The following is a 14,849-nucleotide window of genomic DNA, read 5'->3' as shown; positions in this document are numbered from 1 at the left end:
AGGTAAGCAAATGAAAATCTTTATCACTGACAATGAAGGGAATCTCATTCCTGTTGACGGAAAAAGCGTCGTGATCGAATTGAATAGCGGCGGAACTATTGAGATCGCCGAGGAGTACAGTCGGGACGATGTTCCTGAAGGTATTAATCTGTGGGGAGGACGAGAACCTTCCCCTTCACTCTCATTCGAGGAAATTAAAGCTCGAACAGAAGGCCTTGGTGTTTACCCCATTGCAGCCAATGCCCTGCACGTATTCCCGTACAAACTTTCATCAAAAGAATGATTGCATACAGCAGGCGAAGCGTTTTTCTCAAACCAAAGTAAGGCCATTGTTATCATAAATACCTCTGGCCTTGGGGGGAGTCAACTCGCCAATATCTGTTACTTCTGATTGCAGTCCATGCTGGCGCTGCATTATTTCATCACTATATACAGAAAAAAATACGCTTTTGAGAGTGATTCCTGAGCATAAGCATTGGAATAATTAATAAATGATTATAATGTTAAGAACATAAGCACTCAAGACAGTATGTACGTGGTCTAAAATATTAATCGTCATCATAATGCTTATGCTTCTTGCGATCACTCATAGACTCTTTAAAAGCATCTGCTTGTGTATTAGCAGCCTGCAGTCGACTCATGTTAGCACTGTAATTATTCCAATATTCTTTTTCTTCGTGATAACAAACATCACGGCTAATTCCCTTCGCTTCGCACTTAGCTAAGCGTTGTTCTTCTGATACGCAACCAGACATCAAAGAAACAGTAGAAAATTCAACCAGTATTATCATTAATTTATTCATATAAATAACCTTAGAATTTCCAGCCGGCGCCGACTACAATACTATTAGCTTGCGCGCCAAAGACCTTAGAACCTTCATAGCCTGCATCAACAGTGAAAGCTGCAATGGGGGTAAATTGAATACCTGCACCATAGGCAAAACCTGTAGAAGTATCAGTTTCACCATTCGCTTTGATCGCACCTCTCCCAATACCCACCATTACATAAGGTTTTATCACATCATTTACTTTATAACTTGCACCGACTAATGCAGAACCATAACCACGATCTATATCATTTTCGTCATTTGCTGAAATAGTTAAGGATGTTATAACGCCTAAATCACTTTCATCTGGGGTATAACCATATTTAGCGTTAAGACCGTTAAGGTTCTGTCCATCTGTCCGGGTATGTACATAACCGCCGGTGACTACGCTTTCTCCTGCATAAACTGTCATAGCAAAGCATAATGTAACAGCCACTAAACCCGTTTTTAAACTTAGCATTTTAATAACCATTTTCATCATCAACTAATAGTAAGCAACACACATAATAAGGAGTCATGCTTTGAATTTCATTTCTCAAGCATGTCGCCAAGATAAAAACAGAAGGTAATAAAAAATAAATCGGGAAAAATGTTCTTTTTTGGACATTATTAGCGCTCAGAATAATAAATTGTCATAACATGCTGATAAAAATGGATTTAAGATTAGAGTAAAATAGCATTAAAACGCCACCACATTTAATATCCCCCCAATATTTTTTGTTTTTAAAACGACTGTTTTACATCTAAAAATCAACAATATACAAACACCACTCAATTATAGTTAGCTCTCATGCCCGAATATATTTAAATAAATATTGAAAGATATGGATAGCTTTTATCAATAAATAGAATTGTAATGACAAAGATAAAAATTAAATCTTTAGTGCTATTAAAATGAGTTTAATAGTCTAAGTTCCAGGAAAGCACTTTGCAGGTAAAAAAACGGGAACCAATCGGCTCCCATTCTTATACAACCCAGAATCTGGATTACATGTTTTCGATGATCGCGTCACCAAACTCTGAACATTTCAGCAACTTAGCGCCGTCCATCAGACGTTCGAAATCATAGGTTACGGTCCTGGCGTTGATCGCACCTTCCATGCCTTTAACAATTAAGTCAGTCGCTTCGGTCCACCCTATGTGGCGCAACATTTCATTGCTACAATCATAGCAACCATTTGATAAAGTTGAAATTATCATCCTCTCTACTTTCAAATCAGCCAGTAGCTACCATTTTAAACTCATTGATTATCTAAACTTTGGTTTTAGTTTTGGGGAAGAGTTTTCGCCAAGAATCCAAGTTTTTCACGCCAGCACATTCAACATGTTGCGACCAATGACAAACCTTAATGGTGAAGCTTTTACAGTCGCTGAAATTCGCTATTAGCTAGAAGCGGAAGTCCGCCAGGCATTAGCGACATCGCTAAGTCTTAATTAATAGGGAGTAGGTTGCACATATCAGCAATGAGCCATCGCAGGCAGTAAGTGAAGCATCCACAACAAACAGCGCCCCCTGAAGTATTCCTTCCCTGAAATGTGAACGCGATGCCCGCATGAAATAAGTCGCTGCGGGCTGGCTGATTAGTTGCTGATCGAGGGAGATTCGTGTTTCAACATAATCTGCCGCAGGTGAAGGAAAGCCCATGTTTATGCCCTCTCTTGAATACCGGATAAAAACACAATATAAGTACTGTATATCCATCCAGCAAAAAGGCGATAAGCAATGTTCGTGGAACTCGTTTATGACAAAAGGAATTTTGATGGTCTACCCGGTGCAAAAGATATCATTCTGGGCGAATTGACCAAGAGGGTTCACCGGATTTTCCCCGACGCTGATGTCCGGGTTAAACCGATGATGACATTGCCGGCGATCAACACTGACGCCAGCAAGCACGAGAAGGAACAGATAAGCCGTACTGTCCAGGAAATGTTTGAAGAGGCTGATATGTGGCTGGTTTCAGATTAAGTGCGTTCGATTCATCTTCCTTTACCCTATCCCGCTCAACTGTATTCTGCTGCTATACGCAGACAGCTGTCACAGCCGGGATTAAGTGCAGCAGTCAGTAATTCATCTGTGTTGAGGCCTGATTAAGCCGTATCGCGGTTAAATAGCCAAGGAACCTTAACTGGAGAAGCATTGATGGAGTGGGTAAACGCGTTGATGAGCCATTTCGCGCTTCATCCTTTCAGCCTGTGGGGCCTGCTTTTTGGAATAGCATTCGCAAAATCTACGTTCCTCATTTCAGCTGTATTACCGCCAGCATCTGTTATGTTGGTTGCTGTAATTTCCGTCGGCAAGGCGACTATTGCGCCATGGGAAGCGGGAATTGCTGTAATGATTGGCGCATGGTGCGGGACAATTGTTAATTATCACCTTGGAATGATGATGGGACATCTACCCTGGCTGGCACGCATCATGTCGCGTCATGCCGATACAGTAGTACGGGTTCGACGCCGGTTGCAAAACAGTTCTGTACCGATACTTTTTACTTCGCGCTTTATTGCCGTGCTGCGTTACATTGTGCCATTAGTTGCTGGAATGTTGCATCTTCATCCAGTGAAAGTGTATGCAGTCAGTCTGATCTCTGCGGCGACCTGGTCAGCGCTTTATGTCGGAGGCTTTAGTCTCGTTTTGCCTTTTTTTAGCTAAACCAAACAGAAATAGACCACAACAAGCCCTGATCCCCCCTGGTACTGGGCGGATAAAAAGACAGGGAAAGAATTTATCAGGCACAAAAAAACGGGAACCAATCGGCTCCCGTTCTCATACAACCCAGAATGTGGATTACATATTTTCGATAATCGCGTCACCAAACTCTGAACATTTCAGCAGTTTAGCGCCATCCATCAGACGTTCGAAGTCATAGGTTACGGTTTTCGCGTTGATCGCGCCTTCCATACCTTTAACAATCAGGTCAGCCGCTTCAGTCCACCCCATGTGGCGCAGCATTACATTGCTAAAATCATAGCAACCATTTGATAAAATTGAAATTATCATGCTTTCTACTTTCAAAAACAGTCAATAACTACCTTATACAACTCATTGATTATCTGTACTTTGATTTTGGTTTTGGGGAAGAGTATTTGCATACCACAAGGGATTTTAAATCATGCGTTTTATCATGCTTTATCAATACGTTACATCATCTTTTCGCCAATAACTTAATGTTGTCACCCATTAATATTCAAAAGGTTATAACTAATGGACCATCTCAATGGTGAAGAATTTACAGGTGCGAATGTCCGCTATGAGCGAGGAGCGGACGTTTACACCTCACGAACGAACTCAAACATAAAATTTTTCCAGTTATGCAGTGGCTATAAGGTATGTATTGACATGATATCTATGCCAAAATGAATTAAATTTAATCATTTACGGAGTATTGCAAATCATGGCTATTGTGTTTATTCCTGCCCTTGTTGTGCTGCTTGAAGCCAAAGAGAAGGACTTAGGACGAGAATTGACACGAGAGGATGTTGAGTCAATCCGTGATGATGCTACTGCTATTGAGTTACCTGCTGAGATTGCCAAGGACATGATCGAAAGCCGAGGCTATCCCGATATTGATGCGAAAAATGCCTGGGATGAGTGGTTACTATATAAAAAGACCATAAATTCTTAAGAGCATTGATGTGCTTCGAACAGAACTTCTCTAAATCGATCAACTATTCGGTAAAGGAATATTATGATTTTTGGTGATCCCTATCGCTTTGCAATCTGGATTGAATACGTTCCGCAGTGGGGCGATTCTATAAAGAATGGTTTTTTTTATTTCTTTTTGAACGGGAGTATGTATCCTAATGATATCCGCACATCGACCTTATTCGTTGATTATGATGATGTTATTGATTCTGAAAATGCTCTTATAGCTATGCCATGTGATGATGAAATATTTAATGCATCTACGGATAAAGCTTTTGAATATCTGTATAAAATGGCTTACCCACAGCCCACGTCAGAGGATGAATATCCTGATGGAATTTGTAAGTTCAATGCTTCACCCACGATCATTTTAGAATCTGGAGCATGTTTTTTTGCCGTTTCGAACAAAAATTTCGTTAGAATCTTAGGTGGTAAGGTATCTGAATTAGTCTCACATGGTGAGAGACGCGTTTGGCAAGATATAAAGCACCCTGTTATAGAAGATATAACTATAGAAAAAATCGAAATTAATAAAATAATTTCAAGCTTTAAGGAATATACCACTTCTTTATTACAAATAGATCGTTAATGACATTCAAGGGCTAGGGATTTTGCATTTAAACCACTTATATCCTCATCTGAGAAAATCACAGCGAGGGTGTTTGTAACGCCCAGTATTCAGCTTAAATATGCGCGAAATTCCTCTACTCAATGGGCACAAACCATGTTGCAAACTTCCGCTCCTGGCACGAATCGGACCGCCTGAAGCGCCGCGAGATCCGCTACGAGCGACGGTCAAAAGTAATAAATGCGATGGCCGAAAAATAAGCACATCAGTATGTATGTATGTATGTATGTATGTATGTATGTATGTATGTATGCTGAATTTAACCAAAAACATGCATAGCTTCCAATTGCTCTTTTTTCATTTCATTACAAGAGGATAAAAACTTATCTTTAAAATCTGGTGGGGGAGTTCTTAGTTGCTGAACTGCCGCTTTATTTACTTCTAACTCCCGTAATTGTGCAATTGTGCTTCTACGAATCGAGGAGAGAAAAAAATCCCCTGCATTTTCTTTATGACTCTCCAAATAATTAGTCAATATTTTAGACGATTCCTGAATTGCTTTTTCCTCAGAAAAACCCAAAGTAAAGCGAGAGTAGATGACATTGTATTGGTATAGGCATGCTGCTTCAGCCATTTGTTTAGCTTGCTCCCCTGGGGAGGGTTGATTTGCCCACGATTGGGAAGTGATGAGCAATATAAGCAGTAACAATTGTTTTTTCATGTGTAGAATCCCTACCATTGTGAATGCAATATTTAAACCTATCAAGCCTGGCTTTGACAACAACCGCTAACCTGCTCCTCGTTGACCAACTAAGACTGTTGTTCTCCACGTCCGCTCCTGGCACATAGCTGCCATTGAAATGGTTGCGCACCGTAATGGGGTGTCGGGGGTCGGAGGTTCAAATCCTCTCGTGCGACCAAAAATCCTCTAAAAACCAGCCTGTTACGGCTGGTTTTTTTATGCCTGTTTTCTGAATGGGGAAGCTACGGGGAATAATAGGGGAAAAACCCCGACACAAAACATCAACTCTACCGTAAAGTTTCAACTATTCACATCACCGGGCAGTCATCAAACTCCGCATTCCTGGCATCATTGATGATGTACGTAATCACCCCGAATATAGCGGGTGCAGAACTGTAAGCATCATCATCCACTGGCAGCGCCTCTCTTCTTCCGTTTTCCAGATTTATCAGGTGAGGCTGAGGGTGAGCTCTGTATCGCTTGATCCTGAATTCTCCGTCTATCGCACATATCAGCAGTGAGCCATCACAGGCTGAAAGCGAAGCATCCACAACAAGCAGCGCCCCCTGAATTATCCCTTCCCTGAAATGTGAACGCGAAGCGCGCATAAAGTAAGTCGCTGATGGCTGGCTGATCAGCTGCTGATCAAGCGAAATCCTTTTTTCAACGTAATCACTGGCAGGTGAAGGGAAGCCCATGGCTACAGTCCTCCGTTTGGATTGAACAACTGAAAAGTACGGTTCTCTCCTTCCAGCATTGATACATCGCGGAATGTTGTCACATACCACTCGATCCATTCGTTGGCCTGCTTCATCGTCCAGTTCCAGTTAACCTTGCTCAGTTCCTGTACAAATCGCTGTGTGGTGACAGTCTTCCGGCCATTCGGTTCTTGCTGTATCGAAGCATACCAGGCTATTTCAATATCGCTACGTCGTGGCATCATTTAACCCCTCTTGAACACCGGATAAAAACACAGTATAAATACTGTATATCCATCCAGTAAAGGAGCAATATTCAATGTTCGTGGAACTCGTTTATGACAAAAGGAATTTTGATGGTCTGCCCGGTGCAAAAGATATCATTCTGGGCGAATTGACCAAGAGGGTTCACCGGATCTTCCCCGATGCTGATGTTCGGGTTAAACCGATGATGACACTGCCGGCGATCAACACTGACGCCAGCAAGCATGAGAAAGAACAGATAAGCCGTACTGTTCAGGAAATGTTTGAAGAGGCGGAGTTCTGGTTAGTCAGGGAATAAAGTTATGCCCGTTATGACATGATTTTCAAAAAGTGCTGTAGATAAGTCATTATTCATCTGCTTGAAATTACTTTCACTGCCTTGAAGCCCCAACATCGTATATGTTCGCTGTCTGCTTATAGTTCATACCACTTTTTATCAATCGACACATCTCCCCCGTTCCTCAAGTGTTCTCAATCAATTCTCCCTAGATCTGCCCCTCGTGGCCCTCTTATGATAGTGGACATCAGTCAGGCCACTGAAGTTAAGTAAACACTGCTGACTGGTCTACGGGGAACGTAAGGTTTATACTAAAATTCTGTATTTATGAACAAGTAACTGCTTATCTCTGCTACCATACCATGATTCTAGCTAGTTTTTTAAGTTTACAATCTACTCTATAATTGCTTTCTGAATTTAATTTTTATGGGTATAAGATGAAATTTATTTCTGATGTTTTGAAAAGGAACAATAATAACTTTGATCTATTGCGCATTTTATGCGCAATTATGGTTATATTTTCTCATAGCTACCTCCTTTCTAATTCTAATGGATTAAAAGACCCATTGGAAACACTTCTTCCATTCACAAACATGGGTTCGGTTGCAGTAAAAATATTCTTTTTTATAAGTGGATTGTTAGTGACAAATAGTTTAATTACAAATAAAAGCACCCTGCATTTTTTAATATCAAGATTTTTTAGAATATACCCTGCATTTATTTTTGTTGTCGTATTCGCAGCAATTGTTGTCGGCCCAATCGTCACCAAACTAGATCCTTCAAGTTATTTTTCTGATAAAGCAACGATTCATTACATTAAAGATAATGCTTTACTTCAAATAGCTTTCTTATTACCTGATGTGTTTGAAAACAACATATATAAATATTCCGTTAATGGTTCCCTGTGGACAATTTATTATGAGGCTGCGTCTTACTTATTTTTGCTTTCATGTTTTATGATTTTTGGATCTGGAAATAAAAAAACATCATCTATACTGTGTATTTTTATAATAGTAACTCCATTAATGGGGTGGAATAAGATTTTATTTATTAATTCAGATAACCCTGATATTTTTTTAATGGCTCCATGTTTCGCTCTCGGTGCATTACTCGCAATTAATAAAGATACAATAAGAGTATCGCCTCATCTCCCACTTGGCATGATTTCTCTATATTTCTTCATTTCAAATGAGCTTGCCAGGCTGATGCTTTTTTATTTTTCCATATGTATTACTATGTTATACTTGGCATCACTGACTTTTATCTGCAAATTAAACATAAAATATGATATCTCTTATGGCGTTTACTTATGGGGTTTCTTAATACAACAAGTTGTATATTTTTACATGCCAAACTTGGGATTACACATGAATCAATTTCTCTGTATATCAATAAGCATCGTTGTTGGTTTTATTTCTTGTATCTTTATTGAAAGACCAAGCATGAAGATCGGAAAGTCTCTTTCTCATAAATCTCTAAAAGTAAGATACCAGTAACATAACAAGATTATACCTATAAATTTGTCATGGTTATGCAATGTAATCATGACATTACTAAGTAATCTCAGCCTCTGTAAGTAGAAATTTACAGAACAACGACTATCATTGGAAAACAAGCATATTTAAATTATAATTCTATTAGCTTAATTCAACATTTTAATTTAATGTTACTAGTGTTGTCATTCAACAACATCTGGTTCACTTAAGGTATCGAATTCCGCTAAAGTACAGGATAAAAAAGAGATTAAACACACTTTTCACTCAAAATCTGTCAATCTTTCTGTCATTGTTTTATCGGTTCACTGCTTATTATTCATGTAATCATTATCCTTTCAATCCTGAGTAATTTTTTGTTCTTTTCCTCTCTGGCTACCAACTTTTCCATCGACTGCGGAGTCTCCTTCTGTTTCTCGTGCTAGATGTTGTGTTCCAGCATATCCACACGTACGGAAACGAACTGGTCGGAAGGAATATCTATAGGGTCACCACTGGCGTATCTGCCCCTCTCGTTACGTTGTAGTGGCACACTGAATTTGGCCAGCTGAACAACGTTCTTTATCGGAGCGACTATATCGTGAACAAGGTCTGGATACTCAGAAACTGCTGGGGCACAAGTCCAGAAAAATGACTGATAAATACAATGACGATCGAGGAAAAGACTGGGTCGTTGTTGGAGTGAAAACAGGGTAAAACGAGGGAGGTTTTGGGGAAGAGTTTTGGGGAAGAATTTTCGAGGGCATAAAAAACGGGAACCACCTGTAAATAGACCCGTTTTAGTTCCATGCATTTTTTGAGATCCCGGCCAAATGATTGTGTTGCCGATATTCCTCCGGCGTCATATTGTTCAGTGATTCATGAGGGCGTTCACAGTTATATTCTGACACCCATCTTTCCGTGATTTCCCGCACTTCATTCAGCGTTCTGAACAGATAAAAATCGAGTATTTCTGTACGGTATGTTCGGTTAAAGCGCTCAATAAAAGCGTTCTGCGTCGGCTTACCCGGCTGGATAAACTCCAGTTTTACTGCATGTTTCTCTGCCCATTCAGCCAGTGCCAGTGAGATAAATTCCGGACCGTTATCCATACGTAGCATGACCGGATAGCCGCGATTTGCCGCAATCCTGTCGAGTACACGGACCACGCGCAGAGCTGGCAGATTCAGATCGATTTCAATCGACAACGCCTCACGGTTAAAGTCATCAACGACATTGAACGTGCGAAAACGACGGCCACAGACCAGGGCATCATGCATAAAATCAACAGACCAGCTCTGGTTCAGTGCTTCCGGCGTGGCCAGTGGCGAAGGATTACGCACCGGCAACCGCTGTTTGCCCTTTCGGCGAAAATTCAGCTTCAGCAGACAATAAATACGATGGATCCTTTTGTGATTCCACGGGTGTCCCTGCCGCCGCAACACCTGGAAAAGTTTTGGAAAACCGTATCGTGGGTATCGCTCTGCCACTGCCTGTAACGCGACAATAACGGGTTCGTCACGCGTGGGATCCGGGCGGTAATGGTAAACCGTTCTGCTCAGGTTCAGACTCCGGCAGGCCTGACGGATACTGAGTCCGAATGTCGTTACCAGATGAGTGACCAGCTCACGCTTAAAGGCTGGTTTTAAAGCTTTTTTTCGATAACGTCTTTCAGCGCCCGGTTCTCAAGGCTCAGGTCGGCAAACATCTGTTTGAGACGTCGGTTCTCGTCCTCAAGATCTTTGATCTTTTTAATATCAGAAGCCTCCATGCCGCCGTATCTGGACTTCCAGTTGTAGTAGGTGGCTTCAGAAATACCGGCCTCCCGGCAGACATCTTTAACAGTTCGTCCGGTTTCAACCGACTTAATCACAGCGATAATCTGATGCTCAGTAAAACGGGCTTTACGCATAGCGATCTCCTTCGTTGGCAGATTGATTATGCCGGATGATCTCTAAATGTGAATGGCACGATTATGCGGGCTACTTACAGCAGGACGCCCACGAAGTAGCCGTCGGTGGCATATGAATAACCGGATGATTCGCTAACAGGTGTCTTCGGGAGGGGTTACGGGCTGGAGTGACTACCAGCATCGGCAGCTCTATCCGACGAAACGGAACCGTCTAACCCGCGGTTGTCGGTGAAAAGTACCGTAGGGATGCCAGCTAGTCACTGGCCCCCGCCCAAAGATACCTGAGGTAACAAAAAAGCGCCCCGTAGGATGCTTCGCTCTTTAACAATCTGGATATCTTCAGTAATAGGTAAACTACACTAACTTACCTTACTTCTTAGTAATTACTCTGCAGAAAATTTCTTAATCGACACAGATGAAAAACAGACTAGCAATAACCAATAGACTATTAGAGAAATATAACTATAGATAAGCGTGTCAAAAGCTAAGTAAGGGTTAGACATAGCATCAAATATAAGCGAGCACATAACACCTATTAAGATGTACATAAGCACCAATATTATTTTAGCAATTTTTGGAAAATAAATGATTGGACCAATCGACCAAAACACCATATTTGGCCTTCTATATGAACTCCACCATAAAATCAAACACACCGCGGGAAGAGTATGAATCAGAACCAAAGGAAACTGTATAAAATCAACAAGACTAATTTTGTTAGTCATCAGTGCAGTAACATATGTACCTAGCATAGAGTAAACGGTGCCGCTAAGAATTGAGCGGAGACCGGCATAGTAAATTTCATTTCCTTCATGCGGAATATTTTTAGTTTTATCCTTTTTCACTGTTTGCACCATATCTATTTTTTAGAAGATATCCAGATTAACCGAATCCTTGTTGTTGGGGAATAGCAGGATCCACCGCGCCTGATGTGGTTAAAAGCAGGCCAAAGCAATAAGAATTACATCCCTGTTCTGGCGGTCCGGTGTTTTCCCGTTTGTCCGGTAACCGCCAGCCTTTTTAAGGGCTCAACATGAAAGCGCGTTCTGTCCCTTAACCTTTATGGTCAGTCGTTAATCCAAAACTACCGGAGCGCGCTTCCAGTTGCGATGTTAGCTTAAAGAGAGCAACGGACTTCTAAGCCGTGGGTCGTAGGAAAAGTTAACTGATTTAATCTGCTGAAAGTAGCGGTATACACGGCAGCGGAGAACCGTACGAATCTTTGATGTTAAAACCCGGGTGCAGCTGGGTTCTATGGAGAATAACGCATGATTCAGATGTTAACTCTTGAAGAGTGGGCAACCGATAAATACAGAAGTAATCCACCTAGCGTCTCGACATTGCGCCGTTACGCTAAGCAAAATCTCTTTTCTCCACCTGCAATGAAACAAGGTAGGCTCTGGAGAGTTAGGGAGGATGCTGAATTGGTTGGTGAACTTGCTGCGCCGGTTATCAAGAAATCTGATTCACTAAAATTGCAAAGGATCCTCAGCGATGGCTGCGAGACCACGTAAAAATAATGTATCAATACCTAACCTCTATCCTCTTTACAGTCGTAAGGTCAATAAAGTTTATTGGCGGTACAAGCACCCTGTGACTGGGAAATTTCATAGCCTGGGTACTGATGAAGCTGAGGCTAGAGCAATTGCTACTGAGGCAAACGCAAGGCTTGCTGAGCAGCGTTCAAGACAGGTACTGGCTATTAGCGATCGAATCGCTACCAGCAAGGGTAAAGCAATTACGACTATTACCTGGCTTGAGCGATACTGGAAAATTCAGGAGGAAAGATTCGCTTCAGGTGATATCAAGGAGAATACATATAAACAAAAAGCCAAGCCTATTGCACTTCTCAAAGAACGTGCGGGAATGAAGCTAATATCTTCCGTTGATGTCAGGGATATTGCTCAAATTCTTGAAGAGTATCTATCTGCAGGCCAACCAAGAATGGCACAAGTTGTTCGCTCAGTTCTGATCGATGTATTCAAAGAGGCCCAGCACTACGGCGAAGTTCCGCCAGGTCACAACCCTGCCCTTGCGACTAAACAGCCCAGACGAAAAATTACCCGGCAACGCCTTAGTCTCGAAGAGTGGCAGAAGATTTTCGATATCGCAGATAAGAAACATCAGTATATGGGGAATGCGATGCTGCTTGCCCTTGTGACCGGGCAACGTCTTGGGGACATATCCAAAATGAAATTTAGCGATATCTGGGATGATCATCTGCATATCGAACAGGAAAAAACCGGCAGCAAAATAGCTATTCCTCTTTCCCTGCGTTTGATTGAAATCAACTGGAGCCTGCGCGATGTTGTTGCTCGTTGTCGTGACTATGCAGTCAGCCCATACCTTGTACATTTTTTTCGTACGACTTCACAGGCTGAACGTGGAGCACAGGTTAAATCCAATACGTTGACGATGAATTTCAGTAAAGCAAGGGATTTAGCAGGGATTGACTGGGGGGATGGCTCACCCGCAACATTCCATGAACAACGATCTTTATCTGAACGTCTTTATAAAAAGCAAGGATTAGATACGCAAAAACTGCTTGGTCATAAAACACAACAGCAAACTGATCGTTATCATGATGATCGCGGAAAAAATTGGATTAAAGTGGTTTGAGTAATAATCAAACTTGATAGCTTATTTATAAGCGTAACGCAAATAGAATAAAACCCGCTAAAGCGGGTTAATCTAAAATAAGTTTCTCGCTTCTCTTTAATAAACGAGCATTCATCAAACGTGTTTTCCTGCCTGAAATTATCAACATACCAGTAAGATGAATCGATAGGGATCTGCTATGAGCATCGATTGCTTTATTATATGAAACTTCATCAAGAGAACACTCAACAGTTCGCCTTTTAAAATTACGCCCATTTCTACGCTCATATATAGTTGCGATACCATGACCAAAATCATTATCCCTAGCTAACTTAATAACTTTCCCGATTAAAGTATAATTCGGGATTGAGTATTGATTTGAATAATACCCCCTAGCTCTCTCAATAAACGGAATGTCAGACGCACATATTTTTATGGATTTAGTGCGCAAATTTTCCATATTTGCAAAGGGAGAAGGCTGAATAGATATCTCAATAGAACGATTGTGATTAGAACCGCTCAGACCAATAATTGCAGCGCATAATGATGCATTTACTCCATATTTAACAACCTCTTCAAAGTGTCTGTAATTATTATTATCCTTGAACAAATTAACGGCTTGTTCTAACTTAGAAACGCTATGTACTACACGTTCTGACACACTCCGACCAAAGGGTATTGAACAGTGGTCTTCCTGATCACTCGTGGTGAAAAAAATTGGCGATTCAATTTTTAACACATAACTACCAATTTCAGTCTGTGATAGTTTTAAACTATCAAAATACTCACTAACTATTTTGGGTGCTTTACCACCATAAATACCTTTCTGAGCTTTAATTAGTGATCTGGCAGATGAAATTAAAAGTTCCTTAGTTTTAATGAATAATTCCACACCATCATTGAATGGTATGGAACCGTCTACCACATCCTCATGTATAACCCTAATCCGAATTATGTCATCACTGGCTTCGTTTAACTCAGAAATTATACTATCCGTACTTTTACTTTGTGTTATAGATAACACATCAATCAAATCAAGGACTCTTCTCTTGAAATCTGAGGCTATCGGATTGAGTGGTTGTAATACCTCATAATCTGGATGGTCATCTGACTCCCATATGTTAAAAACACTATCCCTACTACTTGTCAAAGACCAACCATTGATAGATAAATATTTCCCAAAATGAGCCGTAGCAATGAATTTCTCGTTTTCAATCTTCATGCTTTAAGCCCCATAATACTTGCTTGTTCCATCAAATACTGAAGTAATGAAACTGTAACCTTTTGATCTTTAGGTATTTTAACTCTTACAGTAGCTGAATTCGAAGACTCTGGTAATCCCCTTAATGATAACCAGTAGCATTTATTATTAAGAGTAATTCCACTTCCTGCTTCATTAATCCAGTCACTGACCAACTCAGGCAGGTGCAAAACCATAAGGTATTGGGGAGAAGACACACACTCATCACGTAAGTGATCATAGTTCCTGACGTTTAGATCATAGAGATAAAAATCTCCTTGCTCCTCAAAACGCTGTGTAGCCTTCATTTGGATATCGATGCAAGGGTTTCGTCTACCTGGTTTTGGATATCCGACACCTTTTAATGTTACATCTATACAGTCATTATCAACATCCCATCTTCCAGTATCAAACCCAGCACATGAAGCTAACGCTTTTAAATATCCAACCTGGAACTGCTCTTTTTTATGAGATATGTACATTATTAAATGTTCTACTTTCGTTAGAGAAAGAATAAAACTTATTACTTCTCTGAGATTTTTATCCATTATCTCAATATCATATCAATGTAGAGTCAGAATAGTTATATGTAAATTTGATCAGCAACA

General features: G+C 40.8%; 18 protein-coding genes and 6 pseudogenes. 11 read left to right on the top strand and 13 right to left on the bottom strand.

The window, feature by feature from the left end; translation table 11 throughout:
- The first annotated feature begins 10 nt into the window (after positions 1–10).
- The gene (locus G4551_RS09895; protein WP_003030757.1) at positions 11–283 is read left to right on the top strand and encodes a hypothetical protein; all 273 of its coding nucleotides are present in this window, start codon (positions 11–13) and stop codon (positions 281–283) included.
- 104 nt (positions 284–387) lie between these two features.
- Positions 388–488: pseudogene (locus G4551_RS24055) on the top strand (cytochrome b); the annotation flags it as partial.
- A 60-nt stretch (positions 489–548) separates the two neighbouring features.
- Here the strand turns inward: G4551_RS24055 and G4551_RS09890 are convergent.
- From G4551_RS09890 to G4551_RS09875, 4 genes and pseudogenes are all read right to left on the bottom strand, one after another.
- Complete coding sequence (locus G4551_RS09890) at positions 549–803, bottom strand: hypothetical protein (protein WP_003840853.1); 255 nt, start codon at positions 801–803, stop codon at positions 549–551.
- 10 nt (positions 804–813) lie between these two features.
- Complete coding sequence (locus G4551_RS09885; protein WP_231501077.1) at positions 814–1,287, bottom strand: Ail/Lom family outer membrane beta-barrel protein; 474 nt, start codon at positions 1,285–1,287, stop codon at positions 814–816.
- A 527-nt stretch (positions 1,288–1,814) separates the two neighbouring features.
- Positions 1,815–1,979: pseudogene (locus tag G4551_RS09880) on the bottom strand (isocitrate/isopropylmalate family dehydrogenase); the annotation flags it as partial.
- A gap of 298 nt (positions 1,980–2,277) precedes the next feature.
- A pseudogene (locus G4551_RS09875) lies at positions 2,278–2,472 on the bottom strand (S24/S26 family peptidase); the annotation flags it as partial.
- Between the two features lie 78 nt (positions 2,473–2,550).
- Between G4551_RS09875 and G4551_RS09870 the strand changes: the two are divergent.
- Entirely contained in the window at positions 2,551–2,793 is a 243-nt protein-coding gene (locus G4551_RS09870; RefSeq protein WP_003840850.1) for a DinI family protein, read from the top strand.
- A 174-nt stretch (positions 2,794–2,967) separates the two neighbouring features.
- Positions 2,968–3,477 (top strand): DedA family protein, encoded by a 510-nt coding sequence (locus G4551_RS09865; protein WP_003030767.1) that lies wholly within the window; start codon positions 2,968–2,970, stop codon positions 3,475–3,477.
- A gap of 135 nt (positions 3,478–3,612) precedes the next feature.
- On the opposite strand, the pseudogene G4551_RS09860 reads toward G4551_RS09865, so the two are convergent.
- Positions 3,613–3,786: pseudogene (locus tag G4551_RS09860) on the bottom strand (isocitrate/isopropylmalate family dehydrogenase); the annotation flags it as partial.
- A 433-nt stretch (positions 3,787–4,219) separates the two neighbouring features.
- Between G4551_RS09860 and G4551_RS09855 the strand changes: the two are divergent.
- A complete protein-coding gene (locus tag G4551_RS09855) occupies positions 4,220–4,450 on the top strand; it encodes a hypothetical protein (protein ID WP_003840848.1) in 231 nt (76 codons plus the stop codon).
- Between the two features lie 63 nt (positions 4,451–4,513).
- Positions 4,514–5,059 (top strand): Imm42 family immunity protein, encoded by a 546-nt coding sequence (locus tag G4551_RS09850; RefSeq protein WP_003840847.1) that lies wholly within the window; start codon positions 4,514–4,516, stop codon positions 5,057–5,059.
- A 298-nt stretch (positions 5,060–5,357) separates the two neighbouring features.
- Here the strand turns inward: G4551_RS09850 and G4551_RS09845 are convergent, their stop codons facing one another.
- The 3 genes from G4551_RS09845 to G4551_RS24095 all read right to left on the bottom strand — a co-directional run bounded on the left by G4551_RS09845 (position 5,358) and on the right by G4551_RS24095 (position 6,678).
- Positions 5,358–5,759: a hypothetical protein gene (locus G4551_RS09845; RefSeq protein ID WP_003840846.1), complete on the bottom strand. Its 402-nt coding sequence runs from the start codon at positions 5,757–5,759 to the stop codon at positions 5,358–5,360.
- Between the two features lie 329 nt (positions 5,760–6,088).
- A complete protein-coding gene (locus G4551_RS09840; protein WP_016150075.1) occupies positions 6,089–6,478 on the bottom strand; it encodes a HumD family translesion DNA polymerase in 390 nt (129 codons plus the stop codon).
- A 2-nt stretch (positions 6,479–6,480) separates the two neighbouring features.
- On the bottom strand, positions 6,481–6,678 hold the full coding sequence (locus tag G4551_RS24095; RefSeq protein WP_438501585.1) for a DNA polymerase V: 198 nt from the start codon (positions 6,676–6,678) through the stop codon (positions 6,481–6,483).
- On the opposite strand from G4551_RS24095, the pseudogene G4551_RS24050 reads away from it, so the two are divergent.
- Together G4551_RS24050 and G4551_RS09825 are read left to right on the top strand one after the other, a co-directional pair.
- Positions 6,625–7,040: pseudogene (locus G4551_RS24050) on the top strand (DinI family protein). The gene G4551_RS24095 and the pseudogene G4551_RS24050 sit on opposite strands and share 54 nt — an antisense overlap.
- 416 nt (positions 7,041–7,456) lie before the next feature.
- Positions 7,457–8,515, top strand: coding sequence for an acyltransferase family protein (locus tag G4551_RS09825; RefSeq protein ID WP_032941327.1), 1,059 nt, complete (start codon positions 7,457–7,459; stop codon positions 8,513–8,515).
- A 418-nt stretch (positions 8,516–8,933) separates the two neighbouring features.
- On the opposite strand, the gene G4551_RS24090 is transcribed toward G4551_RS09825, so the two are convergent.
- Entirely contained in the window at positions 8,934–9,044 is a 111-nt protein-coding gene (locus G4551_RS24090; RefSeq protein WP_446483114.1) for a phage tail fiber protein, read from the bottom strand.
- Between the two features lie 17 nt (positions 9,045–9,061).
- On the opposite strand from G4551_RS24090, the pseudogene G4551_RS09820 reads away from it, so the two are divergent.
- Positions 9,062–9,208, top strand: a pseudogene (locus tag G4551_RS09820) (integrase); the annotation flags it as partial.
- Between the two features lie 83 nt (positions 9,209–9,291).
- Here G4551_RS09820 and G4551_RS09815 read toward each other — a convergent pair.
- Together G4551_RS09815 and G4551_RS09810 are read right to left on the bottom strand one after the other, a co-directional pair.
- Positions 9,292–10,403 (bottom strand): IS3 family transposase gene (locus tag G4551_RS09815; RefSeq protein WP_085951609.1). Its coding sequence is split into 2 segments (ribosomal slippage): positions 9,292–10,142 and positions 10,142–10,403, totalling 1,113 coding nucleotides; the frame shifts between segments, so codons are not numbered across the junction.
- 383 nt (positions 10,404–10,786) lie between these two features.
- Positions 10,787–11,248 carry a hypothetical protein gene (locus tag G4551_RS09810; RefSeq protein WP_152025445.1) on the bottom strand — a complete coding sequence of 154 codons (462 nt, stop codon included), beginning with the start codon at positions 11,246–11,248 and terminating at the stop codon, positions 10,787–10,789.
- 423 nt (positions 11,249–11,671) lie between these two features.
- Here G4551_RS09810 and G4551_RS09805 point away from each other — a divergent pair, with 423 nt between their 5' ends.
- Positions 11,672–11,917: an excisionase gene (locus G4551_RS09805; RefSeq protein ID WP_003841900.1), complete on the top strand. Its 246-nt coding sequence runs from the start codon at positions 11,672–11,674 to the stop codon at positions 11,915–11,917.
- On the top strand, positions 11,898–13,022 hold the full coding sequence (locus G4551_RS09800) for a site-specific integrase (RefSeq protein WP_003841898.1): 1,125 nt from the start codon (positions 11,898–11,900) through the stop codon (positions 13,020–13,022). Before G4551_RS09805 ends, G4551_RS09800 begins: the two co-directional genes overlap by 20 nt.
- A gap of 67 nt (positions 13,023–13,089) precedes the next feature.
- Here G4551_RS09800 and G4551_RS09795 read toward each other — a convergent pair whose 3' ends face one another.
- Positions 13,090–14,223 (bottom strand): type 2 periplasmic-binding domain-containing protein, encoded by a 1,134-nt coding sequence (locus tag G4551_RS09795; protein ID WP_003841895.1) that lies wholly within the window; start codon positions 14,221–14,223, stop codon positions 13,090–13,092.
- Positions 14,220–14,789, bottom strand: a complete 570-nt coding sequence (locus G4551_RS09790) for a DUF4365 domain-containing protein (RefSeq protein ID WP_003841894.1) — start codon at positions 14,787–14,789, stop codon at positions 14,220–14,222. Before G4551_RS09790 ends, G4551_RS09795 begins: the two co-directional genes overlap by 4 nt.
- Positions 14,790–14,849: the final 60 nt, after the last annotated feature.

Origin of the sequence: Citrobacter freundii ATCC 8090 = MTCC 1658 = NBRC 12681, assembly GCF_011064845.1 — a bacterium.
Taxonomy (GTDB): Bacteria; Pseudomonadota; Gammaproteobacteria; order Enterobacterales; family Enterobacteriaceae; genus Citrobacter; species Citrobacter freundii.
This window is presented reverse-complemented; position numbering and strand designations above follow the sequence as displayed.